The 24,801-nt window shown below is 35.8% G+C and carries 26 protein-coding genes and 1 rRNA gene; 13 read left to right on the top strand and 14 right to left on the bottom strand.

What is annotated here, in order from left to right:
* Window positions 1-178: ribosomal RNA gene (locus LEP1GSC202_RS20110) — 23S ribosomal RNA — on the top strand; the annotation flags it as partial.
* A 251-nt stretch (window positions 179-429) separates the two neighbouring features.
* On the opposite strand, the gene LEP1GSC202_RS10900 is transcribed toward LEP1GSC202_RS20110, so the two are convergent.
* Window positions 430-792: a DoxX family protein gene (locus LEP1GSC202_RS10900; protein ID WP_039928869.1), complete on the bottom strand. Its 363-nt coding sequence runs from the start codon at window positions 790-792 to the stop codon at window positions 430-432.
* Between the two features lie 425 nt (window positions 793-1,217).
* Between LEP1GSC202_RS10900 and LEP1GSC202_RS10895 the strand changes: the two genes are divergently transcribed.
* Both LEP1GSC202_RS10895 and LEP1GSC202_RS10890 read left to right on the top strand, forming a co-directional pair.
* Window positions 1,218-1,487 carry a hypothetical protein gene (locus LEP1GSC202_RS10895; protein ID WP_015677668.1) on the top strand — a complete coding sequence of 90 codons (270 nt, stop codon included), beginning with the start codon at window positions 1,218-1,220 and terminating at the stop codon, window positions 1,485-1,487.
* A 16-nt stretch (window positions 1,488-1,503) separates the two neighbouring features.
* Window positions 1,504-1,839, top strand: coding sequence for a hypothetical protein (locus LEP1GSC202_RS10890; protein ID WP_015677641.1), 336 nt, complete (start codon window positions 1,504-1,506; stop codon window positions 1,837-1,839).
* 147 nt (window positions 1,840-1,986) lie between these two features.
* Here the strand turns inward: LEP1GSC202_RS10890 and LEP1GSC202_RS10885 are convergent, their stop codons facing one another.
* The 6 genes from LEP1GSC202_RS10885 to LEP1GSC202_RS10860 all read right to left on the bottom strand — a co-directional run bounded on the left by LEP1GSC202_RS10885 (window position 1,987) and on the right by LEP1GSC202_RS10860 (window position 7,844).
* The gene (locus LEP1GSC202_RS10885; protein WP_015677762.1) at window positions 1,987-2,394 is read right to left on the bottom strand and encodes a nuclear transport factor 2 family protein; all 408 of its coding nucleotides are present in this window, start codon (window positions 2,392-2,394) and stop codon (window positions 1,987-1,989) included.
* 290 nt (window positions 2,395-2,684) lie between these two features.
* Entirely contained in the window at window positions 2,685-3,917 is a 1,233-nt protein-coding gene (locus tag LEP1GSC202_RS10880) for an adenylate/guanylate cyclase domain-containing protein (RefSeq protein WP_015677648.1), read from the bottom strand.
* A gap of 348 nt (window positions 3,918-4,265) precedes the next feature.
* A complete protein-coding gene (locus LEP1GSC202_RS10875) occupies window positions 4,266-4,979 on the bottom strand; it encodes a hypothetical protein (RefSeq protein WP_015677754.1) in 714 nt (237 codons plus the stop codon).
* Between the two features lie 67 nt (window positions 4,980-5,046).
* Window positions 5,047-6,621 carry a 7TM diverse intracellular signaling domain-containing protein gene (locus LEP1GSC202_RS10870; RefSeq protein WP_015677738.1) on the bottom strand — a complete coding sequence of 525 codons (1,575 nt, stop codon included), beginning with the start codon at window positions 6,619-6,621 and terminating at the stop codon, window positions 5,047-5,049.
* A gap of 132 nt (window positions 6,622-6,753) precedes the next feature.
* Window positions 6,754-7,107, bottom strand: a complete 354-nt coding sequence (locus LEP1GSC202_RS10865) for a hypothetical protein (protein WP_015677720.1) — start codon at window positions 7,105-7,107, stop codon at window positions 6,754-6,756.
* Window positions 7,108-7,271: 164 nt separating this feature from the next.
* On the bottom strand, window positions 7,272-7,844 hold the full coding sequence (locus LEP1GSC202_RS10860) for an LIC12231 family lipoprotein (protein ID WP_015677732.1): 573 nt from the start codon (window positions 7,842-7,844) through the stop codon (window positions 7,272-7,274).
* Between the two features lie 186 nt (window positions 7,845-8,030).
* Here LEP1GSC202_RS10860 and LEP1GSC202_RS19470 point away from each other — a divergent pair, with 186 nt between their 5' ends.
* Genes LEP1GSC202_RS19470 through LEP1GSC202_RS10845 form a run of 3 tightly spaced genes read left to right on the top strand, consistent with a single transcriptional unit; the run spans window position 8,031 to window position 11,002 of the window.
* Window positions 8,031-9,902 (top strand): adenylate/guanylate cyclase domain-containing protein, encoded by a 1,872-nt coding sequence (locus LEP1GSC202_RS19470; protein WP_015677680.1) that lies wholly within the window; start codon window positions 8,031-8,033, stop codon window positions 9,900-9,902.
* Window positions 9,903-9,935: 33 nt separating this feature from the next.
* A complete protein-coding gene (locus LEP1GSC202_RS10850; protein ID WP_015675631.1) occupies window positions 9,936-10,202 on the top strand; it encodes a transposase in 267 nt (88 codons plus the stop codon).
* Window positions 10,199-11,002 carry an IS3 family transposase gene (locus LEP1GSC202_RS10845; protein WP_015675630.1) on the top strand — a complete coding sequence of 268 codons (804 nt, stop codon included), beginning with the start codon at window positions 10,199-10,201 and terminating at the stop codon, window positions 11,000-11,002. Before LEP1GSC202_RS10850 ends, LEP1GSC202_RS10845 begins: the two co-directional genes overlap by 4 nt.
* A gap of 244 nt (window positions 11,003-11,246) precedes the next feature.
* On the opposite strand, the gene LEP1GSC202_RS10835 is transcribed toward LEP1GSC202_RS10845, so the two are convergent.
* The 3 genes from LEP1GSC202_RS10835 to LEP1GSC202_RS10825 form a co-directional block, all read right to left on the bottom strand.
* Complete coding sequence (locus tag LEP1GSC202_RS10835; protein WP_039928819.1) at window positions 11,247-11,633, bottom strand: hypothetical protein; 387 nt, start codon at window positions 11,631-11,633, stop codon at window positions 11,247-11,249.
* A gap of 144 nt (window positions 11,634-11,777) precedes the next feature.
* The gene (locus tag LEP1GSC202_RS10830) at window positions 11,778-12,599 is read right to left on the bottom strand and encodes an ankyrin repeat domain-containing protein (protein WP_244147711.1); all 822 of its coding nucleotides are present in this window, start codon (window positions 12,597-12,599) and stop codon (window positions 11,778-11,780) included.
* Between the two features lie 115 nt (window positions 12,600-12,714).
* Window positions 12,715-13,197 carry a DUF3592 domain-containing protein gene (locus LEP1GSC202_RS10825; RefSeq protein WP_015677799.1) on the bottom strand — a complete coding sequence of 161 codons (483 nt, stop codon included), beginning with the start codon at window positions 13,195-13,197 and terminating at the stop codon, window positions 12,715-12,717.
* Between the two features lie 106 nt (window positions 13,198-13,303).
* Between LEP1GSC202_RS10825 and LEP1GSC202_RS10820 the strand changes: the two genes are divergently transcribed.
* The 3 genes from LEP1GSC202_RS10820 to lsa20 all read left to right on the top strand — a co-directional run bounded on the left by LEP1GSC202_RS10820 (window position 13,304) and on the right by lsa20 (window position 16,373).
* Complete coding sequence (locus LEP1GSC202_RS10820; RefSeq protein ID WP_015677677.1) at window positions 13,304-14,209, top strand: thioredoxin domain-containing protein; 906 nt, start codon at window positions 13,304-13,306, stop codon at window positions 14,207-14,209.
* Window positions 14,210-14,273: 64 nt separating this feature from the next.
* Window positions 14,274-15,746 carry an NADase-type glycan-binding domain-containing protein gene (locus tag LEP1GSC202_RS10815; protein WP_015677805.1) on the top strand — a complete coding sequence of 491 codons (1,473 nt, stop codon included), beginning with the start codon at window positions 14,274-14,276 and terminating at the stop codon, window positions 15,744-15,746.
* A 6-nt stretch (window positions 15,747-15,752) separates the two neighbouring features.
* Window positions 15,753-16,373 (top strand): LIC11469 family lipoprotein adhesin Lsa20, encoded by a 621-nt coding sequence (gene lsa20 / locus LEP1GSC202_RS10810; protein ID WP_015677676.1) that lies wholly within the window; start codon window positions 15,753-15,755, stop codon window positions 16,371-16,373.
* A gap of 27 nt (window positions 16,374-16,400) precedes the next feature.
* On the opposite strand, the gene LEP1GSC202_RS10805 is transcribed toward lsa20, so the two are convergent.
* Entirely contained in the window at window positions 16,401-17,630 is a 1,230-nt protein-coding gene (locus LEP1GSC202_RS10805) for an FAD-binding domain-containing protein (protein ID WP_015677789.1), read from the bottom strand.
* 135 nt (window positions 17,631-17,765) lie between these two features.
* Here LEP1GSC202_RS10805 and LEP1GSC202_RS10800 point away from each other — a divergent pair, with 135 nt between their 5' ends.
* Together LEP1GSC202_RS10800 and LEP1GSC202_RS10795 are read left to right on the top strand one after the other, a co-directional pair.
* Window positions 17,766-18,434, top strand: coding sequence for an SH3 domain-containing protein (locus LEP1GSC202_RS10800; RefSeq protein ID WP_015677734.1), 669 nt, complete (start codon window positions 17,766-17,768; stop codon window positions 18,432-18,434).
* Between the two features lie 63 nt (window positions 18,435-18,497).
* The gene (locus LEP1GSC202_RS10795; protein WP_039928816.1) at window positions 18,498-19,088 is read left to right on the top strand and encodes a GyrI-like domain-containing protein; all 591 of its coding nucleotides are present in this window, start codon (window positions 18,498-18,500) and stop codon (window positions 19,086-19,088) included.
* A gap of 75 nt (window positions 19,089-19,163) precedes the next feature.
* Here the strand turns inward: LEP1GSC202_RS10795 and LEP1GSC202_RS10790 are convergent, their stop codons facing one another.
* The 3 genes from LEP1GSC202_RS10790 to LEP1GSC202_RS10780 form a co-directional block, all read right to left on the bottom strand.
* Window positions 19,164-20,651, bottom strand: coding sequence for an NADP-dependent isocitrate dehydrogenase (locus LEP1GSC202_RS10790; protein ID WP_015677633.1), 1,488 nt, complete (start codon window positions 20,649-20,651; stop codon window positions 19,164-19,166).
* A 145-nt stretch (window positions 20,652-20,796) separates the two neighbouring features.
* The gene (locus LEP1GSC202_RS10785; RefSeq protein ID WP_156825375.1) at window positions 20,797-21,528 is read right to left on the bottom strand and encodes a hypothetical protein; all 732 of its coding nucleotides are present in this window, start codon (window positions 21,526-21,528) and stop codon (window positions 20,797-20,799) included.
* Between the two features lie 85 nt (window positions 21,529-21,613).
* Window positions 21,614-22,777, bottom strand: a complete 1,164-nt coding sequence (locus tag LEP1GSC202_RS10780; RefSeq protein WP_015677795.1) for a helix-turn-helix transcriptional regulator — start codon at window positions 22,775-22,777, stop codon at window positions 21,614-21,616.
* A 205-nt stretch (window positions 22,778-22,982) separates the two neighbouring features.
* On the opposite strand from LEP1GSC202_RS10780, the gene LEP1GSC202_RS10775 reads away from it, so the two are divergent.
* Both LEP1GSC202_RS10775 and LEP1GSC202_RS10770 read left to right on the top strand, forming a co-directional pair.
* Window positions 22,983-23,564 (top strand): TetR/AcrR family transcriptional regulator, encoded by a 582-nt coding sequence (locus LEP1GSC202_RS10775; RefSeq protein ID WP_015677748.1) that lies wholly within the window; start codon window positions 22,983-22,985, stop codon window positions 23,562-23,564.
* Between the two features lie 24 nt (window positions 23,565-23,588).
* On the top strand, window positions 23,589-24,800 hold the full coding sequence (locus LEP1GSC202_RS10770; RefSeq protein ID WP_039928815.1) for a DUF445 domain-containing protein: 1,212 nt from the start codon (window positions 23,589-23,591) through the stop codon (window positions 24,798-24,800).
* The last annotated feature ends 1 nt before the right edge of the window (window position 24,801 follow it).

Here is a 24,801-nt window from a genome sequence, read left to right as displayed (position 1 = left end):
ACGCCTCTAGTAGCTACGTTCGGTCGGGATAACCGCTGAAAGCATATAAGTGGGAAGCCCACCTGAAGATAAGATCTCCCTGAAGAGTCCAGGCAGACGACCTGGTTGATAGGTCACAGGTGTAAGTTCAGTAATGGATTCAGCCAAGTGATACTAATCGCTCGATCGGCTTGACCATATTACAATATACACGTGTTAACGTGTATGTAGAAATTGAAGCGTTGTTTGTTAACTTACATGTCGTATACAAATGTTGGGAGAAGCTCTGAACGAAAGTTTGGGGCTTTTTTTATGTATGGAACAAAATCAGTAAATTCAATCAGTAACCCAAGTCAGAATGCGTTTCTGAAGGAGGCGGAGCAGGATTGCGGAGCTCGCCAGTCTGAACAGGAGGTTCAGCTGGCAGGAGTCAGGAAAGCATTCTGCTGCTCAGCTGATTTTTTTATGCCATAAAAAATAGGAGGCAAAAATCGCAGATAAGGGGAGGATCATAAATAGAAGTCTCGGATCGAAAGGACCTGCCATGAGTGCGGAATAAATGGCGCCGACGATATCGAAAACAAGACCGGCATAGGCCCATTCCTTTAGTCGTCTCAGGTTAGGCAAAACGATACCAATACATCCTGCAATCTTAGCCGCACCCAAAAAAGGCAACAAGTAAGAGGGGTAACCTAGCTGTTCGAATACTTCAAGCCAATCCTTGGTTTGCATTATATTCATCACAGATCCTGGTAATAAAAAAAATAAGACAAGCCCAGTGGCGATCCAATAATAGATATTGATTCTTTTCATGTGTTCAACCTTTTTCATTCAAAATCTGTCCTAGTAGAATCAAACGACTTTTCAAAACAACTCTTTTGCGGGGGTTTACTTGCGTTCTTGAGGTTTTATGAACACGAAGAATTGAAATTGATCCGTATGATCCCGAACTTATATCAAGAATTCTATCTTTAGATTCAATTCGGATAGTACCTAGTGCGTGAAGCAAAATGCCAGACTGAACGCTTTGTCCAGCTGGCAGTCGTTAGTAAGGAATTCTATTAAGTAGGTTTAGTGGCTAGATATAGAACCATAGTTATATGGTGCAATGTGCAATGAATTTGAGAAAACTCACCTTTATTAAGAGAATATAATTTCAAAATTTATGGGTTCTATTTTTTTATTTTATTTACAGAGAAAATAAATAAAATCCCCTTATTCGAATTAGGAGAACAAAAATGAAAAAAATATTCCTTCTTGGAATTATCGTTTTTCTGTCAAATTGTGTCACTGCAGGAAAGGTTGGATACGTAGTTCCAGCAGAAAACGATTCAGCAGAATTGTCGGACACAGTATTGGCTGAGAAATGTGGAACAATTATCTTAGGTATCTATGATGATGTAGTGAGTGATGCTAGAGCAAAAGGTAATGTTAAAAATCAAAACGTTGGTTTACAATGGAATTCTGATTTTGCATCCGCTTGTGCCCAAATTAGAAAGTTGAAATAAAAGGAAATATATGAATATGAAATGGTTGTCATTATTTGCAATTGCATTTTTGGTGAATTGCTCTTATAAAGTTGGTAATTTTAAAGAATTTTCTTTAGATGCCCCTTCCAATTTAGAGGTTGTTGGATCTGGAACAGTGGAAGGAAGTGAATGTGGGTTTGCTCCATTCAATAATACTTGGTATAACCAAAGTATTGCGGAAGCATCTCGTGATGCATTACGTAAAGCTCCCGGTGCGACTGGATTAAAAGATGTTACGATCACTGGAAAACATGGTGTTTATATCTTTTTGAACTGCGTTTATGTCGAAGGAACTCCAGTAGTCGAAAAAGCAGCAGCGAAGAAAAAATAATTTTCTTTTTGCCGCATTCCAAAGGCCTTACATCGAAAGATGTAGGGCTTTTTTTATACCTATGGATAATGAAGATGGCAAGAAGAAGTCGAGTGAGGTATATCTCTTTTCATACTGTAATCAAAACATTGTATAACCATTCACTTCTCAGATTTCTTTGCTTTCTGGACTTTCTACCCACAATGCATGGACAGTATCAAAATATTCTTTTACATTATGTATCTTACCTTGGTGTAAAGTAAATAGAAAATGATATTGGTTGTTATAATGTTTCCCGGTAGACTTTCGTATTCCATGTGATTCGGCAACGAGGCTAACTCGTTCGTCTTCTCCTGTCATTTCCTTAAGAGTGAACTGGAAGTTTTCAAATGCTCTAAAGATCATCTTAAATCCAAAGGTTATTTTTTTAAAGTCGTAATCACCGGAAACGGGTATGCTCCCAACTATCCACCAATGCAGGTCATCGTCTAATAATTCGAATGCTTCCTTCAATTTTCGTTCATTCAGGAATCTAAAAAAATCGAAAATAGTCTTTTTGTTTTCATATACATTCATATGGAATTCCTTCGGATTCAATATTTCCAAAATCAGCTTCGAAATAATGAACCAATTGGTATACTTTAAATAATAAGAACACTTTCTTCGATCAAAACGATAAATTAAAATATAGCAACCACCTTTTTAAATTTGGTGCCGAGTAAAACTACTCTCTGTTCTGTTGATTCATTTTCTTGTAAGAAAATTTGATTTTCAGACAAGAAAATGAGTGTGCTAAAAGGAATATCCCGATAGTGCTCATTCTAATCGTTGCGGTATACTGATCCATTCTTCTCCAAATCCAAAATTTACAGACAAACAACTTCATACACGGTAATTGGCTTTGATTTTCCTTTGACGATGACTTGGTCAATCTCTCGAATGAGGAAGCCGTCCTCATCCGAAAATTTACCCTCTAACTGTTTGAATGTGGCTTCTGAAATTAAGATGGAGCATTGGTAATGTTTGGTTAGACCTTCGATTCTGGAAGCTAAGTTCACATTATCTCCGATGACAGTATAATCCAACCTTCGGTCGGAACCTATATTGCCAACAATGGCTTCTCCTGTATGAATCCCAATTCCTACTTGTAGTTTGTCTTCAGGATTTGCCATAACTTCGTTTATTGATTCTATTTCACGAATCATAGCAACAGCTGATTTAACAGCACGAAGCGCATCGTCATCACGTTTGAATGGTGCACCAAAAATAGTCATGATTGCATCACCGATAAATTTATCGATGGTTCCATTGAATTTAAAGATCACTTCCGTCATGCGAGACAAATAATGGTTTAAAAAATGGACAACTTCCTCTGCAGACCTTTGTTCTGAAAATTTTGTAAATGATCGAATATCAGAAAAAAGGATGGTAACTTCTTTGTTTTCTCCACCTGGTTCTAGTTGTGCTTTATTCTTGTAAAACTCACTAACAAGTTGAGAGGGGAGATACCGTTCCATCATTTGTTTTGCATTCGCTTCCTTAACCATCTCGATATTGGAAACTGTTGTCAGATACCCCATACCAAGCATCATGGCTAGTCCAAACATCATGGGAATCAAATCAAACGGATAACCATCTTCTAATCCAATAGAAACCACAAGGAAATAAACGAATGCCAAAATAGCTCCGTAAATTGTTCCGGCTTTTGAATGTCTCAAAAGATTGAATTGGAAAACAAACATAGCACTTGTCATTGCGATAAAATAGATGAGTCCATTCCCTTTCAGAATCGTTGGGTCAAGAAAAATCATAAGCCCAATGATGAAATAGTCTAAGGTGATCGTGAAAAATTTTAAATACGGCTTATAAGGAAAATAAAATAAAAAAACTAAAACAAGAGTGGCAAAAATTAAAAATAAAATATCCAGTCCAACAGTGATCAAACTTGTTGGGACAATTGTATATTGGAACCATCCAAAATAGGACAAACTATCTAATGTGGAAGTGACAGAGAATAATGCAAATCGAACAAAAGCGACTGTTTTTTCGTTTTTCATCTCCCTTGCAATTAAGATTTCATCAACTAATGAAAGTTTCATGTATCAAACCATTAAAAATTAAAGTTGGGATTCCGAATGAATATTTAAAAATGACGATTTGATTTTTTAAAAAGTCCGGAATCTATCCGTCATGATAAGATGTGAGTTGATTAGAAGGCGACTCTATTTTGGAACTTTGTGTGTAAGTTTTGAGTCGTTATGGTAAACAATTGGTCCGCGTTAGGGATAAGGAGGGCTTGGTCACCTGCCATCGTTAGATGGCGGGGGACGGGAGCGTTAAGCGCACCCCGGAGTAGCCCGACCCTTTGTCAAAACTTGTTTTCAACGAAAGAATTGGGAACGCCCGTAAGGGAATCCCTTACAACTTTTGTACGATTTTAGCGAAGGTTAATCTTCAAGTTTACTCGCCATGATTTCTTGGATCACTTTTTTGATGTTCTCAGGGAGTTGCGATTTGAGAGCTGCTGCTTGTTTCCCTGGTGCTGTGACTTCGATCATGGTATTTGCATTTTTGGAGCACTCAACTGGACAAGATCCTTTCTGAACAACTGATCCTAATTCGTACCCCGTTCTGCTCCCTAAATAGTTTCCAAGTCGATCGCCGTTTACTTCTCGGAAACGAACGGTTACCTTTGTTGTTTGCGTCCAGGATTGTTGTTTCAGATTTTCTGAAGTAAATTCTTGTTCGTTACTTAGGTTAATGTTTGTTGCAGTAATGAATTCGATACCGATCTTTGCTCCTGTTTTACCAAAATCATATGTGTAAATTGTGGTTCCTAAGATTTCTTGTGGGGTTGATTTAGGTTCCACAATTTTAACTGATGGAAGTTCTTTCTGGGCCAACTGTTTGAAGTTTGTGAATAGTTCATCAAACTCTGTAATGTTTTTTGATGATTTATTCATGTTTCCTTTGTAATTGAGAACAGGTTTTGATTCGACAAGGTTGACAAAGACTGCAACAGGTTCTTTTTTTTCGATCGATGCTTTTACCGGATACAAACTGCTAGCACAGTTGTAGGTGGTGGCGACGAGAAAGGAAACGAGACAAAGTAGTTTCGTTTGGTGTTTGAATCGATTGGTTGGTTGGGTTTTGGCATTCATAAATTTATTTCCTAAATAGTTTTGGGAAGGATAGGATACAAGGTGAACACAAAATAATCGTCTGGAATCAGGAATTCAGACTCTTTTTGTATTCAGTGGGAGTTTTTCCGACAATTTTTTGGAAGGATTCGTAGAACGCAGACTTGGTATTGAAGCCAACGGCAAAAGCAACTGTGAGGATGTTTTTGGATGGGTCTTCTTTTAGGATTTTGCAGGCTTCCTCAATTCGGTATTTGCTTAACAGTTGGGTAAAACTCACACCAAGTTTTTCGTTGAGTAAAGCAGATGTTTGGTCAGAGCGAATGCCGAGGATTGTGGACAGCCGGTTTACATTCAAATCCTCATCACAAAATAATTTTTCTTCAGAGAGGATGTGGTTGATTTGGTAAATCAAATCTTCTTGGTTGAGGCTTGCAATCCTTTGGTTTCGGCTATTTTGTTTGGATTCTCTTTCAACTTTGACTATGGATTCTTCTTTTGGTTTCATCAACCTATCCACGATTGCAAATTGGAATAATAACATTTCTGCCATTGTTCCCAGTTGGATGGCATGTCGAAAAATGATCGAATCAGATAAGATTCCTAACGCATAAAAATTAAAACACAAAATTGAAATTAACAATATGGTCCAAGCCAAAACATAAAAACGTGCGATCTCGAGTTTTTTGAGTAAAAGATAAATCCCTGAACCGAATAACGTGAGGGAAGTGATGATCCCAAGGATATGTACAATGGGATCGTTCCAAATCGAACGAATGAATAAACTGAAAACAGCGTTGGTAAGGATCAAATAAATTAAAATCCGAATCCATTGGTAAACAACAGGAATTCTTTTTTGTAGTACCAAAAATCGAATTGAAAATAGGGCCACACTGACGAGCGCAATGGATCCAAAAAAAACCATGGATTGGTCATTCCATTTTCCAGCGTTTGGCCATAGGAAAATTTTTGCATACCCAGTGAAGGACAATTGGTACAAAAAGGAAGTGAATACATAAAGCATATAGTATAAAAAACTCGAATTACGAGTTAATCCAAAGAGGACAGCATTGAGGATGAAAACGATTAGGATGATTCCAAAGTAAATGAAAAATAAATCCCTCACTCCAAATACTTCAGATAGGATGGTTTCTTCATCATAGATTTCTGGAGATATAAAGAGATTGGAGAGAGAGTTGTATAAGATAAAAAATTCTTTGTTTTGTTTGATAGAGTTTACGTTTAATGAAAATAAGGGATATGGATGTTGGCTGAAGATGGATTTTCGTTTTGGATGGATGTCTCCATCTTGCATGCCAATGAGTTTTCCTCCTTCCCATTGGAAGACAGTGATGGAATCCACATAAGCTACCGGGTTTTCTAAGTAAAGTGCATTCTGTTCCCACATATTTGTTTCGCCGAGGTAGCTTACCCGCACCAAAACGTTTTGGTGTTCGAATCCCAATGCCAATGATCCATGGAACGGTTTCCATTCCATGGAATGTAGGTTGGAAAGATAATTTGATTCCCTAGTTTTGAGTATGTGGTATTCGGTTCGCCAGAGTTCGGGTGAAAGTTTCTCGGCACCAATTGTAGTATTGAATGTTAGAATCAATACAATTGAGAATATTAAATATTTAAAATGTTCAAAGATTCGTTCCATTGGCGGCAGACGGCTTATCATAAACCATGGGGCTTAGAAATGGCGAATCTATTTTTGAGTCAAAATGGCAAAAAAGGAAAAAATCTTATCTCATATCCCGCGGTGATCGTGAAATTTGTTGGCTTCTGAGGATTACCGAAGATCGATTCCGAACTGACGAAAGAGTCCGATCGCTTCAAAAAATACTTCAGAAGATTGTTGTTTGAGAATTTTGAGCAAAAGGAAAAGGGCCCGTTCGGAACTTGTTGTATCCTTATACGCAATGTAAAATGCAACCAATGACAAAGGAGAAATGAACCCTCTTTGACCCTTGTGGTTTCGTTTCCAATCGTTCCAAAACGGAGAGCGACTTTGGCGAATTCGTTCCAAGAGGAAACGAAATAGAAATGGGAGAACTTCCTTTTTGTGAAGGGATTTCCAAATCGTGGAAACAGTTTGCCATTGGATCCTTTGTTGGAAGGAAAAGATGTTTTGGAGATTTGGCATATTGAAATCAAATTCGTTAGTTGTGAATCATTGATTGCATCATAAATGCTCCATGAAGTTTAGAATTGGTGTAATTCTGAAACAAGTTGGAAAAAAAGGAAAAAGAAAAGGATACAAAATCATCGAGTATCTCAATGCCTTTTCCCTTTTTTGAATTGAATGGTTTACTGATTTAAATATGGTTTTGCATCTTCCATAAATTGAGTAGATATAGCATTGAATACTTCTTCTTCAGAGGAAGTGAAGAGGTTTACCCAAATGACTGGTAAAGCAAACATCCACAAAAATACAGATCTTCTTGGAGAATAATTGAAGTCTTTGATTTTTTGTCCATCTTTGTACAAAGTGTACGTAACATCATACCCATCATTGTGGCTCCAAGCAGGTAGGAATGTGACCGTTGCGATGGAGATGTATCCAAAAATTAAGGCAGGTGCGGAAACAGGAGCCCATTGGGTTGTCACCTTACAATAGATTCCTTTGGGAGGAATGATTTTTGGATCCGTAATCTCTTCGGCTTCACTGAAATTGGAGCTTGCCGTATTTTTGAAATATGTTTTGAGAGCAGCATATCCACCAAATTCAAGGATTGGAAACGGAGTTAGGTGGTAGTATAATTTGTTTTTGGAAACTCCAGTAGGTTTTGATGTCGCTTCGATCTGTGGGTAATCCCTGTAAGTTGTGATACAAGATGCGAAGGTAATTAAAAATAAAAGTAAGAAGTGGATTAACTTCATCTAGAAACCTCTGTTATCGTTTTGCACTAGGTTCTTCTTTCAGAGAAATCATACAAGTGTTTTCATGGATTCCTTGGGGAAGAGATGTGAAAATAGCGATTTATGAATTTGGTTCAGAAATTATTTATTACCTTTTCAAAATAAAGTGAGTTGCTCCATCGAATTCAAAATTAGAATCGGATCAAAATGAACCAAAGAATCCTAAAAGCCAATGGAAAAGAAGAAGTCATTCAGTTTTTAGAAGAATTGAAACAATCTTCTTTTTTCCCAACTCTCGCATTCATCTTTGTAATCGATAAATCATTGTCCTTTGATTTAGTGGCACCGTTTTATGAGGAAGCTGTCGAGGTATTCGCTACGTGTTCCGCCGAGGTCATTTATAATGATTCGAAATCCGAATTTGCTTTGGTTGCACTTGTCCTTGCGATTCCAAGATCCTATTTTTCCTTGGTTCATTACCCAGCTGATTCGGATTCCTTTTCATTGGGTAAACAGATTGCCAAAGATGCAAAAAATCAATTCCTAAAACCTGCCTTACTTATGTTAGTTGCATTTAAGGATTTGAGTTTTGAACCTGAAAAGATGATTGAGGGGATTTTGGATTTTGATTCTGGATTAAAGATATTTGGAGGGATCGCAAGTAGTTTTGGGAATGTAGAAAATCCGCCATTTTATACAAAGTATGGATTAGAAACACATGGAGTTTGTGTATTAACTTTTGATGAAGAAAAAATTCAAATTCATGGTTTGGCTGTTAGCGGCTGGCAAGAACTTGGAACACCAAAAAAAGTAACAAAATCAATTGGTCGAAAGGTATATGAAATTGAAGGGGAACCCGCGACAGATTTTTATGCAAAGTATTTTGGATTTAATACAGAAAACTTAGGGATTCGGAAAAATCATATCGATCCTGATCTCTTGGCAGCAAGCGAGTTTCCGCTATTAATTCGCAAAGAAGATGGATCGGAAGTGTTACGAGTTGCCATACAAATGGATTCAAAAGAAAAATCCGTATCATACGGAGGTGATATACCAGAAGGATCCCTTGTTCGATTTTGTTCACCGAATACAATGGAAACCATCCAACATTCCTACCAAGAAATGTTTTCCTTTCGATCTGATTTGCAAGAATTGTATCCCGATTTTATTTTGATGTTCAATTGTGCGGTTCGTTCAAGGTCTCTAGGACCGTACATGAATATGGAATTAAATGCCATTCATAAACTTTGGAACAGAAATGTGATTGGTTTTAGTTCTTGGGGTGAAATAGGGAATTCTTTGCACAGCAAATGTGGACTTCATAATACTGTGATATCAATTGTTGCGATTCGTAACGTAGAAGATAGTAATAGAAAAAATAATGAGTTAATAGAGGAAGATCCAAGGACGATCCAATTCGAACCTACAACAGAAGTATTAACAATGGAAGAGATGAAACGAGAGATTGATCAATTGCGTAGAGATAAACGAATCCTTGGTCATTTTTTGAGATTGACTTCTGATGATTTGGAACAGGAGGAAGTTAAGTCCAGTAAGTTATTGTTAAATATTTTACCAAAAGAAACGGCATCAAGGTTAAGATCAGGTGAAGTGAATATTTCAGAAAGAGTTCCTTCTGCCTCAGTTTTATTTGCTGACCTAGTTGGATTTACAAGTTTTGCTTCAAAGATAGATCCAGAAAAACTTGTAACCATTTTAAATCAAATATTTACAAGTTTTGATGACCTAACACTGAAATATGGAGTTGAAAAAATCAAAACCATCGGTGATGCCTATATGGTTGCATCTGGTGTGCCAAATCATTTGTTTGATCATGCGGATAGATGCATTCAATTAGGAAAAGAAATGATATCCTTTATGAAAGAATTTTCAAAAAAAGAAAACCTTCCTTTAAAAATAAGGATTGGTATCAATTCTGGTGAAGTGACAGCTGGTGTGATTGGTAAACATAAATTCACTTATGATCTTTGGGGCGATACTGTCAATGTAGCACAGAGAATGGAAGCCAATGGATTTCCTAATTGTGACCTGCTCCCCAAAAACTGCACCGATATTTAAGTTAGTTTTCTCCGATATTAAGGAGAGAGCATTATGGCAAGAAAGAAGATAGAAGAAAGCGAGATTTTTCGGATATTAAAGGAAGCAGAAACAGGTATTCCAATCAAGGAACTTTCACGAAAATACGGAATCACTGAACAAACATTTTATCGCTGGCGTAACAAGTATGGAGGAATGGAGCTTAGCGAAATCAAGAAGATGAAGGCACTCGAGCAGGAAAATTCAAATCTCAAAAGATTGGTAGCTGACATGGCTCTCGAAATCCAAGCAATTAAGAATGTTTTGGGAAAAAAGTTTTGAGCAGATCAACGAAGGAGAGAGCAGTTGATCTGCTAGTTGAAGAGGGACTTTCTCTAAACAGAAGCCTAGATGTTGTTCTTCTTCCTAAATCAAGTTATTATTATCAGCCGAAAGCTATTGATGAAGAGACAATGAACGAAATTCGAAGACTTGCTTTTCGATGGAAACGGGAAGGCTATCGACGAATTTACCGAAGGTTAAGAAGGTCGGGTAGGACAATCAATCATAAGAAAGTATATCGACTATATTGCTTAGAAGGGCTTAAAATAAGGACAAAACCGAAGCGAAAGAAAAGAAATGCATCATCACAGCAACTACCATTGCCTAAGAATTCAAACGAAGTTTGGTCAATGGACTTTGTTTTCGAACGGACGATTGATGGAAGAAAGCAAAGAATTTTAACAGGTATTGATCATTTAACAAGAGAGAATACCATACTTCAGGCAGAGTTTACTTTTTCGTCAGAAAAGTTGATCAGATATTTAAACACCCTCGAAAGACTTCCAAGAGCATTTGTTTTGGATAATGGAACAGAATTTACATCCAAAGACTTCCAGAAATGGGCAGAAGATAAGGGGATAGAAATTCACTTTATTGAAAAAGGAAAACCAACACAAAATGCATTTATAGAAAGTTTCAATGGTAAACTTAGAGATGAGTGTTTGAATCTACACTACTTTAAAAATCAAAGAGAGTTAACCGATGCTTTGCGAATTTTCCAAAAGGAATACAACGACGAGCGTCTTCACTCTTCATTGAATTACTTGACTCCTTCAGAGTTTAAGCGATCTTATGGTTGAAATGTTTAGAGAAAACTAACTTATCCATTGGTACTGAAAATGGGGGCAGGTCAATTGCATTCAAATCTCTAAGTTTACCTATGATTTGATTTCCGAGAAACAAAACTTTGTTCCCAATTGGATTGAAGCAAAAGGTCTTGGTAAAATAGAGGCATTTCTCCTGGATTTGATCTAATTGCATTTGTATGGAATGGAATGGCTCCTTTTGATCGATAGAAGGAAAAGGAACCAAATTGAGTGTTATTTACTTTTTGGACGATTTGGAAAATAAATAGAATACAAAGATGATCACAAGGATGGAATCAAATACTAATGCTGGACCTGATTTTGTAAGATAAGATTGTCCATAAATTAAATTCAAAACAACAAATGTAGTTTTGCTGATGGATGCAACAACTAACACTAAATTCCGATTCACTTCATTATAAGCTCCGTAAATCATCATGCCACCCACTAATGCAATGAGGAGACCCCAGTTTCTAACGATAATATTTGCAAGATTTCCATCGATTGAATCACCAAAAGTCAAAGTAAGGCCAAGTGTTGGATGGAGTGCGGAAAGGATCATGGAACAAGTAATGATACCAGAGACTAACATGATCCATTTTATATTCGAAAAAATCATTTTCATAAAATACCTCGAGCTAACAAGAGCATATGATATTAATTATGCGAGAAAATTTTTCCAATTCTGATATAAATCGATACTGAATTGTGAACTTCAATTTTGAGTGTTCTTCTTTGCGACCAATCGGTTTGCCATTTTGAAAGGGAACTATCGATTTTTCTTAGCATTTTTTAGGTAAGTGACAATTTCATTTGTCTCAGGGTAGTCGTAATAGGTATTGATAAAATCGAAAATTGAAATTCCATCATTGTCTTTTGTATTGATATCGGCTCCGTTCAGAACCAAAGTTTTCACCAATTCCAAGTTAAGTGTCCTTTGCTCTATTAGTATTCTTAAAATTGATTTTCCTGAAAGGTCTTTTGCATTTACATTCGCACCATTTTTGATGAGGTAACGTATGTTATCCAAATTGGGATTGTCTTTGGTTGCCAAATGCATTAAGGCAGTGTATTGGTATTTGTCTGTTGCATTGATGTTTGCACCATGGTTGATAAACAGTTGGATGAGTTTGAGGTTGTTTGGTTGGAGGTTACATGTTAAAATAAGAAATGAAGTACCTTGTTTCGTTGATTTGACATCCAATCCGTAAGTTATCATCAATTGGATTAAGTCCGATTGGTTATTGGCAATGGCAGAATGTACGAGGGGTTTTCCATTGGCATTCCAAATATTTACATCCGCTTTATTTTGGATGAGAAACTTCGCGATATTAATTTTGTTTTGGTCGACAGCATAAAAAAGAGCCGTTTCACCTTTTTTGTCTTTGGATTCCAAGTTCACAGATTGGGATGTGAGTTTTTTTACTAAATCTAAATCAGAACTTAAAACGGCTTTATGCAATTCAGGTAAGGAGTTATGTTCACTGTATTGGGCCATTCCATTTTTAATTTCTTTATATCCGTTTCGCACGGCGTCCAGTATAAGCACTGGCGATAAGATAATATAATGGTACCATTCTAATTTAATCATATCTTTGCTCTGACCCATTAACAATTGGGGAAAAGAAAATAGGAGTAATATAACAAATGTTTGTTTAATTTTTCTACCCCAAAGATAGAAATATTTTCTTTCCTTCCTAATCATCTTAAAACATTGGTTGAAAGAGGGATTTTACTTTCGCTTTGATCGACAAAATGATTTGTGATAAAAAAGTACCTAAAATAAACACAATGAAGCTAAATAAAAGTTTTTGGATCGGGTTTACCCAAATTTCAGAAAAGGTATTGATCATTGCAAATTCAGGTTGTGTAGGCGAATAGTACAAGGGAACGGATTGGCCAATCGAGTATTCGTCTCCCACTTCACCAAAAATTCGCCCATGGATTTCATGAATCTCACCATCCACTTGGTAATGGATGATGGGCCTTTGGATGTATTTACTTGTTCCATACCGTTTTCCACTCGTTTGGTTGGTGGATTGAAATTCTTTATAGGAAGAAACAACTTTCCCGAATGTTTTTTTTCCAGTCTGAATGGTGATGACTTTGTCTATGATGATTAAACTTGCAGAAACAAATAGATAAACAGCAAACAACTGTAAAAGGCGAGAAACAATTTTGATTTTCATTAAGGACTCATTATGAGTGTTTGGAATTTACTTCTTTCAATCAAAAAAATAATTCCCAGATTTAAAATTACTTGTGAGAACCAGATTTTTTCGGTATCCTTTATTTGTGCCAGTGATCTTCCTACTACTTTTGCTTTACACCTGTGGTGGTTCTCCCAACGAAGTGTATTATTTACCAGAAATTTTACCAACTGAAGAAGCAATTAAAGAAACTTTATCTTCCGATTCCCAATTAGCTCTGTTACATGAAAAAGCAAAATCGAAACATCAATCTTTAGAAGAATGGAAGGAATCCGAAAGATCATTCGTGACGGAGAAAGACATCAATGTGTATTGGCCCATTGAAAAAAAGAAATTATTTGCTCCGATCCAAGATACCGATGCCATTGACCGCTTACGTGATTCGATTCGAATTAGAATTGTGTGGAGTCGGATGTTCCACCAAACAGGAATCCAGTTAAAACCAAAACCGATTCCCCTATCCAGAGATACTTTCCTCTCCAAATTAAATGTGGAATTCTCACCTAAGTTTGGTGATCAAAAAGCAAAATGGGTGATTGTGGAATGGAGTGATTACCTTTGTGGGTTTTGTCGCAAAACCTTCCCCCATACAAAACAACTTTTAACCAAATACAAATCCCAAATCCATTACATTCACAAAGATTTTCCTTTAGATGGGGAAACTGATCAAAGTTTGTTACCCCTTTCCGTATCCCATTGCCTTTGGGAAAAAGATCCCAATCGGTTTCTGGACCATATGGAATTCTTGTATTCTCATGCGAATCAATTGGTGAAAGGTGAAAATATGAATTTTGAAAATTGGAACTATGTTTCTGAATGCGAAAGACTATCGACTCATACACGTTACTTAAACAGAGTGAAGTCTGATTGGAAAGAAGCAAAGAAATTTGGAATTCATTCCGTTCCAACGTTTTGGGTCAACGGGCGTTGGGTGGTAGGAGCCCTCAATGCAGAGTCATGGGAACGAGTTTTAAAAGAGACGAGTCTATAAAAAATTTCTTGCCTTTTTATGAACAAACTGTTCTTTGATACCACCATTTTCTAAAGGACTCTTTATGAAAACGAAATCAAACTTTTTGTACCTTTTGATCCTTATGGCAGGATTCTCTGTCAATTGTGGGAAAAAACTCCATTTTTCAATGGTGACATCTACCTCGATGGAAAATGGGCTCCCCTTTCTTTTGTTATACGGAAAGGAATGGAAAGCAGAACCTGGTGCTGAATTTGTTAAATTGCATTTTTATGCCGACAGCGCTTTTCCTTTAACGCAAGTTTCCATTGAATCTTGTGATGGAAAATTTAAGGATCGAATCGCCGCTTATGTCAACTTTGATGAAGTGTATGCGAGTACGGATGTCGAAAAATCCAATTCTGAGATCAGTTTTGATCCTGTTGTCCAAGCAAGATCCGTCACCTTGAATTTCCAAAGGAATCAAAACATTTGCCTGAAATCGGTGAAGTTTTACGATGAGAAAAAAAAGGCATATAGAACGTTTGGACCTGAAATCATTTCAGGTAAGGTGACTGCTTCCGAAACTGCATCACCGGAACCAACGTATTCTGTGATGAACTTGTTCGATTCTAAATATGAAAATGGATATTCCTCAGTGAAAGGAGGAGTTGGTGTCACATTAAATTTTGCTTTTGAAGATACACAAAAAATTTCAGTGCTTAAAATTTGGAATGGATACCAAAGATCGGATGTCCATTGCATCAAAAATGGAAGGGTGAAATCGTTTTTAATCACCGGAGATGACGGCTACTCTGCTAAAATCAAAGTAGAAGATACAATGGGTGCCCAAGAGATCTCTCTACCCACACCATTCAAAGGAAAAAATTTATCCATGAAGGTAGAGGAAATCTATCCTGGTTACCAGGAGGAAGGGATCGTCTTATCGGAGTTACGTTTTGGTCATGATGGTGATTGGATTGTGATGGATACACTTCCCAAATCAAAAGATACGGCACAAAAAAACTTTGAATCGTTTACAAAAGCTTCTTTGCGTATGGTATTAAACCGAGGTTTGACAGGTAGGGAAGTATTTGCCGTGAGTGGAGACGAACCCATTTCCGATGAGCCTGCTGGATCGGAAAACCAAGTTCCCATAGAGGAAAACATGGATGCACCAAGTTATTCTGATTGGACCATTCGTTTGCGTTCGGATGGAACATTATTTTTAGAAGGCTCAACTTCTAGAACCAATTACGATGTGGGTGAAGAAAGTTCGAATCGATTTTACGGATTAGGCAATTACGAAGTGAAAAAAATTGAACCTGGAAAAATCCATCTTCGGATCTTTGGATTTTTAAGAAAACAAACCTTTACAAACTTTTTGGATTATGGCGGAGGAGATTGTAATGGCTGTGGTAGGGACTGTAATATAGTGAAAAATCCCGATCCAAACAATACAGAAAAAATTTTCCAAGAGTTTGTCACCTTACAAGTCAAAGGGAAACAGTTTTACTTACTCAATTCCAAAAAAACTCAAAATTTAGATTTTTCTACATTAGAATTGAATTTGGAGTGATGAAAATTGAGAAACGAGAACCAACTGTATCGAATTCTTCCCATTTTCTCTTTTTTCATTTGTTTCAGTTTCCTTTTTTGTGGAGAAAAGGAAACCGCGACCAACCATCATGTTGTTAATTCTGCAACAAATCCGAAACCAAGTAACCAGGTAAAGGTGGTAGTGAAGTGGGAATATACTTCCTTACCACTTACAATGGAAATACGAGAACCAAGTGGTGCCCAAAGTTTAACTTTATGGACTACTGGTTCTATCCCCGAAGGCAAACGCACTCCATTTGGAGAGCTTATCCCAGATAGCCAAATTGTTTTAAAACCAGGTTCAAAAAAACAATTTGTACTTGTGATGAAAAATCCTACTAACGATCCAGTTTATTTTTTTGCCGCACCACATTCTGCGTTGCCTGTAGAACATAGTTTTGGTTTTAAATTCAAATGTTTATGTGTGAACCATGCATTTTCTGTTCCGCCCAAAGAAACATGGTATCGTGTGGTGGAGATCCGATTGTCATCTGATTATTTGGGAGACCATTTGAATCTGACCCATAATTTGATCGGTATCACCAAAGAACGGATGTTACAGTTTGAGAAAAATGCAACAAAATCCATCCCAACCGAAATGGATTAATGTTTTGAATTGAATTCATTCTGAAAATTAAAGTAGATGATCAAATAAAGTAGGTTGGTTTGGTACCCCTTTTCTTATCCAAAACTTTTCGCATTTTTTCCAATACATAAAAAAAGAAGGAAAATACCCTTTCGCTTCCGGAAAAATCCAATCCCTCTCTTCTTGGAACCCCACATATTCTTTGTTTGTTGGATGTTCTTTGAAGAAGATTTTTGGATTTTGATCCTTTACATATTTAAAAATTGTATCCCATTCACCCCATAAAAATTTTATACTTGGTATATTTTTAGAGAGTTCATAAATAAACTCTAATGTTTTTGGTGAAGAAGGAAATTCTTGGTAGAAATGAGGTCGCATGAGAAATATCCGATTGCAATTAAGATCTTTTTTCCAATGTGGGTCCAATTGGTAAAAGTCATATATGCAAATTGGTAGATTTTGATCTAATCCCAATCCTTCATATGTATCAGTAAATATAGTTTCGATTTTTTTGTCTTCAAACTGTTTTTTCTTCTCATAAAACCATTGTTTTGTGGATTGAAATGCTAATGAAAGGTCAAAATCTGAAAGCTCCAATAATTCTTTTGGAATTTCTTTTGTATTCATCAGATCTTCATAACTATGATCTAAAAAAGTATTGTGATCGTCTGTTTTGAGATACCGATTGATGTTTTCTTGGTTGGCAATGTATTTTTTAGAACTAAAGGAACCAGAAACCCATTGCCAACTACAAGTATTACTCGCCAAGTCGGCATCTAACAAATGGTAATACATCCACTGAGAAGGTTGTTTCCAATAGGCACCACCAAAATTACAAACTATGGAAGCGATGTACATCCGCACATGGTTGTGTAAATATCCATTTTCATAAAAATCCAATAATTCTCTGTCGATCCCAGGGATTCCCGTCCCTAGTGAACTTTTTAATATGGCTTTTGGGGTTTTTCTGTGTAGCACATTGGGCTGAGGGTGTTTTAAATCTTGAAATAACAGATCTCCTTTGTTTCTCCACACTTCCTGAAAATAATCTCTCCAAGTGAGTTCTTGTACAAATTTTGTAATTTGGTACGGTTTGAAACCTAAGTTGGAAACAAAATCAAACACCTGTTTTGTAGAAATAAATCCACGCGCAATATAAGGTGACAGTAACGAAACTGCACCATCGATGTAATTACGAGAACTTCCATAAAGGATGGGATTGACTGAATGCAATCTAACTTCGATGGATTTGAGGTCTGTAGGGAAGGTGACTTTCAATGGATTTCTAAATACATAAACGATTTGGACAATTCCATTCGTTAGACCAAAATCCGAGTGTTCACATCTAAATTTATTGACAATTTATGGGATTTTTTGGAAAATCAAAAGTCATTTCCAAAGGTTTTAGATTAGATGAAACAGATACAACAAACACATGTTAAGATATTAATTTTGATTCCGATTTTCCTTTTTTATGGATCATTGGGAGCGATCTCCTATTATGACAATGGCGAAACCTTAACTGTGATGGCAGAAAAGGGTTTGAATTTGAGAGACAAACCTTCGACGAATGGAAAAAAAGTAACACAAATTCCATTAAGTGCGCAAGTGAAAGTCCTTTCAAAAAAAGAAACGAAAACAGAAACCATCGAAGGAATCAAAGGATATTGGATCGAAGTGAGTTTTCAAAAATCAAAAGGTTATGTTTTTGATGGTTTCTTGAGTCGCCTTCCTTCCCCTCCCAAACCATGTAAAAGTTTAAAAGATTACCTCACTAAAACGTACGGATCAAGTAAACTCGAAACGATTTCTATGGGTGATTACGAAGGTAAGTCTGCCTATCGCTACAAACAATCAATCTTGTACATGACAGAAGGTGGGGATACATTTGATTTATATTTTCCTGAGATTTCAATGGAAGAAATGTATTTGATTGGAAAACTTTGTAAAGAATTTACGGGAAATACTTTCACATTAGATGAATCCAATGCATTCACAGCTCCTTCCAAAAATAAACCTGAGTTAATGATTCGTATTTATCAGGATGAAAATGGTGTGACAATCCTTAGAAAAGATTTATAATTGCAAAAGTAAAATTCCATTGCCATCCTTTTGAAAGGAAATCAAATCTGTTTTGAGGACAAAATGAAACTGATCAAAAAAATTATTTTATTCGTCGTTGTCATTGGTGTGTTTGGGGTATCCTTTTATGCCTATATGGGTGGATTCCGTGAAGTCGAAGTGAAGGAAACAAACTTTGGAACAGTCGAAATTTTTATCTACACTCACAAAGGCCCTTACAAAAATTTAAATGAAAGTTGGGATCAATTTCAAAAAGAATGGGAATCCATAGGCCTAACTGAGTGTAATAGTCTTGCGATTTATTTGGATGGACCAGAGACTCCAGAAGATAAATTGAGATCTGTTTTGGGATGTCGCATGGATGGACTCTCCGATGTTCAAATCAAATCGATCAAATCAAAACTAAAAACATTTCTGATCCCTGAGATGAAGTGTATCACTGCCACCTTTCCGTTTAAAAACTTTTTATCCTATTTCATTGCTCCAACAAAGGTATATCCGAAATTTCAAAAAACTCTTTCAGAATCGTCAGCCAAAACATCTGTCGCAATTGAAGTTTATGGAGGATCGTCAAATTTTGTAGATCATATAGATTTTTTTATGCCAATAGAAGTGAGTCGTGAGGTATTCGCACCTTTGGAATCACTTTTTTAAACAAATTAGGGAATGATCATACTCCACTGTCCGATTTTTGATTCGAACAGTGGAATGTTGTTGGAATTCGTTTTATCACTCTCCTTGGCCCAACGAATAACCTGGAACTCCATCGAACTCATATAAATTTTCTGTTTTGATGAAGTCATAACCTTTTGCTTCTAAAATTGTAAGCACTGCTGTAATGTCTTTGTGTTGGATTTTTCCACCAGTTGGAGATACAAACCGGCATCGGAAATGGTCTGTTAAAAATGTTTCCTTTTGACCTTTGGGATAAACTTTTACTCCACGGTTAGTGATCATTTTTAAATGTAAAAATTGTTCTGCAATTGATTCTATGTTTTTACCTAATACATCTGGGTTTCGATTATTTGGAATATCTAAAAAGACATCCACACCCACAAGTTCCTTTTTTTCCTTTTGATTGGATAAACTTAATTGAAATGACTTAGGTTTCACGAGTTCACTTGCAGTTAAAACATTTGGATCTTTGCCGAGTCGATCAATGATGGCATCCGCATATTCTTTGGTTCCTACTAGAATTGTATTTTTCTCATTTTGATAGATATCGGTTGTCCGGTATCCGTCTTCTAACGTTTTTAATACGGCATTCCGAATCAATTTTGCTTTTCCTGGTTTTCCTAAGTGGGTTAACATCATCACGGTTGCTTTGATCACTGCAGTTGGATTGGCAATGTTTTTCCCAGCGATATCAGGAGCACTTCCATGAACTGCTTCAAACATTGAGACCATATCCCCAATGTTAGCTGATCCACACATCCCTACAGAACCAGTGACTTCTGCAGCAATATCCGAAAGAATATCGCCATAAAGATTGGGAGCAAGGATTACATCAAATTTTTGTGGTCGATTTGCAAGTAATGCTGCACCAATATCAATGATCATACTTTCCGCTTCAATCTCCGGGTATTCTTTTGCGATGGTCAAAAAAATATTAGCAAACATTCCATCAGTAATTTTCATGATATTATCTTTCACCATACAAGTGATCTTTTTTCTTCCATTGGACCTAGCAAATTCAAACGCATAACGAACAATTTTTTCAGTCCCTGGCACCGTAATCAATTTTAAACATTGAGTGACTTCTCTTGTTTGGCGGTGTTCAATCCCGGCATATGTGTCTTCTTCGTTTTCACGTATGATGACAATATCTGTACCAGAATGATTTGTTTTTATGAAAGGATCATATGTTTTTGCTGGCCTAACGTTTGCATACAATCCTAAAGTTTTTCGAATGGTAACGTTTAAACTTTTGTAACCTTTACCTCTTGGTGTTGTGATTGGACCTTTGAGAATGGTTGGATATTGGCGAATGGTATCCCAAGCATTTTCACCAATGCCAGAAAGTATTCCGGATAAATAAACGGAAGAACCAGCTTCAATTTTTTCAAATTGAATGCCTGACTTTGCATAATCTAAAATACGAATTGTTTGACCAATGATCTCTGGCCCAATTCCATCTCCTTCGATAAGGGTGACAACGACATCATCTTTCTCGTCCGTATTCAATTGGTTTGGATTTTCCAATGTTTTTGTTAGCATTTTCGACTCCTGGTATGTAGAATAATACGTGAATTTTAATTCGTATATTAGACCCAGTGGAATCATTTTGGGTATAAATTTTTTTTTATTTTTCCCCCGATTTCCATCGCCATTGGAAACAAATGGAAATCTTGGATTCAATACATTATTTACTTTCTGTTGTTTCGTTTTTGATAGAGAGTAAAATTCCAAGGACATGGCTGATGATTGCCAACGGTACAAAAAATAATGGGATCAAAGTCATTGGAAAATAACCAACGATTGCATTGGATGGATAAACATCATACAATTGGAATGGGTAAGGTGCTGATAAAACACCGACACTCAATGTGTGTATTAATCCAAGTAAAGCAACAACATTCCAAACCAAAATCCAATTTGCATTGATGAATTTATATCGGAATAATAAATAAATCATTGGAGCTGAGATGGGAACAAGGATATCAAAATTGTTTCCTGTGAATGTCATAATTGAAGGTTGAATTCCAGTAAATACGTTGATGAAGATGATTGATTCTGGTATGAAACGCCAAACTTGGAATAAGACCAGGTTTTCTTTTCCAAAATATTTGATTAATTCATAAAGAGGAGACCGTAGGATCATATAAAGGCTAATTAGAGTAATAGAGAAGCTAAGTAGAGGCATTCTAGGTGGGAACTTAAAAGTTTCTAAAAATCCAATATAGGAAAGGAACAAACAAAATACAAAATAGAATGTAATTTTTATCCAAATCTTTTTGATTTCATTCATCTCATTTGGGAATTGATTTTTGCCATTTCTGAATCCTATCCAAGTGATGAATAGGTAAAGGAAAAGGGAAGAAACAATTGTGATCAATTGGTTAAAACATGGAATGTGGATTGTGATTGTATTCATAAACATAAGTCTATCGTATTCCAATATTTTAGGAATATGCGACTTGTCATGGTTTGTATGAATTCACATGACAAATGTCATGAATTTAAGAATTTGAGATTGTTTTAGACAAAAAATAAAGAAACCTTTGGAACTTATCTCCAGTTGTGTTTGGTGATTCACTGTCAATCGTTTTAGAATACATACTACTTAGGTGGTTTCTAAATGTACCATCTGAAATATCTAAATAAAAACGAATCTGTTTTTTCGAAAATCCTCTGATCATCATTTGGGCTATTTCAATTTCTTTTTTTGTCAGTTGGTATGAATTCAGTTTGGATATAATTTGAGAGGCATTCGTATTTTCTTGAAATGCATTTCCTCCAATCAATCCTTCATGACTTTTAAAATCAAAACCAATTGATTTAGAATTGAATTTTTGGATCAATTGAAACAAAAAATAAAAAAACACCATTCCAATGATAAATGAAATGAAATACTGGATTGATGGATTGGAATTCAATGTCCATTGGAGGAAAATGAAACATAAAATGGTGGTACCAAACATGGATAAAAATTCTGTAAAATAATGGAACTTATGTTGATTCCAGTTTTTCGTTAATAAAATAGAAAAAATTGTACTGATGATTGTATCAATCGCCATACCAAATGGAAAAATGGCAACACCATACAATGCTAAAAAATTAAAAGCGAATCCAATCCACCAAACAAGGAGTAAATATGAGAAAATCGAGAAATCTTTTTCAATTACCTCTATAGGGCGAACTAATAAATAAAGTGAAATGAAAAATGGTAAGAAGAAACCTATACCAATTAATATTTTTGCTCGAAGCTGTAAAATTGGCCAATAACCCCAATCATAATGAATCCAACCTACAATGAGAAAAGATTGGTCCAAAATATAATCGATATTGATGAGAAGAAGATAAATGAGAGTAATGATAAGTGTTACTTTGATCAGTATTGTGGACTGACTTCTTCCGGAAAGTTTATGACTCATTTTGAGAAATAAATAGGGAATACAAAAGATAACACATCGAAACAAGTGAAAAGCCAAATACGCTTCTTTTTCAGTTTCAGATTTGAAGACTCCGATTAAAAATAAGTTTCCTAAGATCAAAGTAATTGATATCCACCGTAAAGAAACGAAAATCGGATATTTGATTTTTGCAGATGAAATGAATACAGAGAGATTAGAGACTAGTGCCGCAAAACTTAATAATATTGGAATTTGCAATTCTCCGATCATCAAATTTCTCTCCTAAAACTAAATTCTCGTTTTTGATTATGTATCCTAAAGGTAATCCAATCCAAAGGACTTAAAAAAGATTCTAGCTTGAAGTTCCTTGCCCTTTTATAAAAATAACCTAGTTGTATGTTTTTGATTTAGGTTTGTTATGAAAACAAAAAATAACAACCGAATTTAAAACATCATTTTAGACTTGGTGGTTTTTATGCCTAAGATTGTAGATCATCAGCAGTATCGAGTTGAGTTATTATCTAAATCGCTACCCATTTTTGTTTCAAAAGGTGTGGCTTCTGTTTCCATGCGAGAACTTTCAAAAGAATTGGGTGTTTCCACTGGAACACTTTATCATTACTTCCCTACAAAAGAAGCATTATTTACTTCTATGGTCAAACACTTAGTCTCCTCTGATGCCGAAGCGATACTGAAACTCTCTGAAGAAAGTACAAGTATCATTGACATTATGAATTTTGTGGCGGGGAAAGAAGGTCATTTTTTGAATTTGATGTTACTCGCTGTGGATGTGAAACGACAACTTTCCGATTCAACGGAATTAATCCAACTTGTTGATGAATCTTTTTCAGCATATGAATCTGCTTTAAACCGATTTTTTCCAAAGGAAACCGATGGCAAAGGAGGTAAGGCATTTTTATCTTTTTTTGTCGGAGTGTTGTTTTTGAAGTCCAAAGGGGATGAAGATACTTCTTGGATCGAATTGTTTGAAGGTTTGAAATACCTTGGAGATCTTTTCTCTGATAGTGGTAAGAATTCAGCTTCATCAAATTTGTAAAATGCATATATATTCGTAACACTTATGTTCCCATCGCATTGGATCCTTTTTGCTACTATACCATTTACATATGCTCTGATTGGATGGGTCACAAATTGGTTGGCATTAAAAATGACTTTTTATCCAATTCAATTTATTGGTTATCCCCCGTATCTTGGTTGGCAGGGGATAATTCCAAGAAAAGCAAATAAAATAGCACAAAACTTTGTCGAGGTGATCACTGAGAAATTATTGGATGTAAAGGAAATTGCAAAAAAAATAGATGATGCAACCGTTGAAAAAAAATTATCAGATGCACTCGAGCCAACGATTCACAAGGCCACAATCGAATTTGCAAATTCTATTGATCCTGAGTTATGGAACAAAATTCCGAAAAATCTACAAATTGACATCATAAATAAAATTAAAAAAGAAAGTGGAGTGATCATAAAAAAAATCACACGAGAAATTCAAGAAGACAATCATTCAAAATTGGATATTAAAAATCTTGTATTTGAAAAACTGACTGGTGAAAATACAAAAACGATTGTCGATATGTTCCAAAGTGTAGGTGGACCGGAATTTAAATTCATCGAAAGATCAGGACTTTATTTTGGATTTATATTAGGTTTCATCCAGTTATTGATTTGGATTCATTTTCCCGTTGCATGGACTTTGCCTCTGCAAGGAGTTCTTGTTGGGTATGTGACAAATTTTTTGGCAATTCAAATGATCTTTCGTCCTCTTGAACCAAAAAAGTATTTCGGTATTTTCGAATACCAAGGTTTATTTTTGAAACGAAAAGAATCTGTTTCATTAGCTTTCGCTAAAATTGTTTCAGAACAAATTCTTAGCTCAAAAAATATTTTAGAAGAATTGTTGTCTGGAAAAGCTGCAGAGATTTTACTTTTGGACATCCAAAAAGAAATATTAATTCAAATTGATAGAATCACAACGTTTGCAAAACCTCTGATTGCGGTAACGGGTAAATGGTCTACTTATGAAACATCGAAACTTGAAATTTCGAAGACGATTACAGACGCTACCATTCTACAAGCCAAAGGATTAGATGATTATCTACAGTCTTGTATGGCTTTGGAAACAATCATCACAACTAAAATGAATGGAATGTCTTTAAAAGATTTTGAATCGATATTACGTTCGGCATTCCAAGAAGATGAATTACTTTTGATACTAATAGGAGCTGCATTAGGTGCTTTTGTGGGGTTTTTGCAGTTGGTTTTGGTATCGTTATAAA

Source organism: Leptospira yanagawae serovar Saopaulo str. Sao Paulo = ATCC 700523, from assembly GCF_000332475.2.
Lineage (GTDB): Bacteria > Spirochaetota > Leptospiria > Leptospirales > Leptospiraceae > Leptospira_A > Leptospira_A yanagawae.
This window is presented reverse-complemented; position numbering and strand designations above follow the sequence as displayed.

Coding starts and splice junctions, on each gene's coding strand:
- LEP1GSC202_RS10900 (WP_039928869.1), bottom strand. CDS start 792: ATGAAAAGAATCAATATCTATTATTGGATCGCCACTGGGCTTGTCTTA.
- LEP1GSC202_RS10895 (WP_015677668.1), top strand. CDS start 1,218: ATGAAAAAAATATTCCTTCTTGGAATTATCGTTTTTCTGTCAAATTGT.
- LEP1GSC202_RS10890 (WP_015677641.1), top strand. CDS start 1,504: ATGAAATGGTTGTCATTATTTGCAATTGCATTTTTGGTGAATTGCTCT.
- LEP1GSC202_RS10885 (WP_015677762.1), bottom strand. CDS start 2,394: ATGAATGTATATGAAAACAAAAAGACTATTTTCGATTTTTTTAGATTC.
- LEP1GSC202_RS10880 (WP_015677648.1), bottom strand. CDS start 3,917: ATGAAACTTTCATTAGTTGATGAAATCTTAATTGCAAGGGAGATGAAA.
- LEP1GSC202_RS10875 (WP_015677754.1), bottom strand. CDS start 4,979: ATGAATGCCAAAACCCAACCAACCAATCGATTCAAACACCAAACGAAA.
- LEP1GSC202_RS10870 (WP_015677738.1), bottom strand. CDS start 6,621: ATGGAACGAATCTTTGAACATTTTAAATATTTAATATTCTCAATTGTA.
- LEP1GSC202_RS10865 (WP_015677720.1), bottom strand. CDS start 7,107: ATGCCAAATCTCCAAAACATCTTTTCCTTCCAACAAAGGATCCAATGG.
- LEP1GSC202_RS10860 (WP_015677732.1), bottom strand. CDS start 7,844: ATGAAGTTAATCCACTTCTTACTTTTATTTTTAATTACCTTCGCATCT.
- LEP1GSC202_RS19470 (WP_015677680.1), top strand. CDS start 8,031: ATGAACCAAAGAATCCTAAAAGCCAATGGAAAAGAAGAAGTCATTCAG.
- LEP1GSC202_RS10850 (WP_015675631.1), top strand. CDS start 9,936: ATGGCAAGAAAGAAGATAGAAGAAAGCGAGATTTTTCGGATATTAAAG.
- LEP1GSC202_RS10835 (WP_039928819.1), bottom strand. CDS start 11,633: ATGAAAATGATTTTTTCGAATATAAAATGGATCATGTTAGTCTCTGGT.
- LEP1GSC202_RS10830 (WP_244147711.1), bottom strand. CDS start 12,599: ATGATTAAATTAGAATGGTACCATTATATTATCTTATCGCCAGTGCTT.
- LEP1GSC202_RS10825 (WP_015677799.1), bottom strand. CDS start 13,197: ATGAAAATCAAAATTGTTTCTCGCCTTTTACAGTTGTTTGCTGTTTAT.
- LEP1GSC202_RS10815 (WP_015677805.1), top strand. CDS start 14,274: ATGAAAACGAAATCAAACTTTTTGTACCTTTTGATCCTTATGGCAGGA.
- LEP1GSC202_RS10800 (WP_015677734.1), top strand. CDS start 17,766: ATGAAACAGATACAACAAACACATGTTAAGATATTAATTTTGATTCCG.
- LEP1GSC202_RS10795 (WP_039928816.1), top strand. CDS start 18,498: ATGAAACTGATCAAAAAAATTATTTTATTCGTCGTTGTCATTGGTGTG.
- LEP1GSC202_RS10790 (WP_015677633.1), bottom strand. CDS start 20,651: ATGCTAACAAAAACATTGGAAAATCCAAACCAATTGAATACGGACGAG.
- LEP1GSC202_RS10785 (WP_156825375.1), bottom strand. CDS start 21,528: ATGAATACAATCACAATCCACATTCCATGTTTTAACCAATTGATCACA.
- LEP1GSC202_RS10780 (WP_015677795.1), bottom strand. CDS start 22,777: ATGATCGGAGAATTGCAAATTCCAATATTATTAAGTTTTGCGGCACTA.
- LEP1GSC202_RS10775 (WP_015677748.1), top strand. CDS start 22,983: ATGCCTAAGATTGTAGATCATCAGCAGTATCGAGTTGAGTTATTATCT.
- LEP1GSC202_RS10770 (WP_039928815.1), top strand. CDS start 23,589: ATGTTCCCATCGCATTGGATCCTTTTTGCTACTATACCATTTACATAT.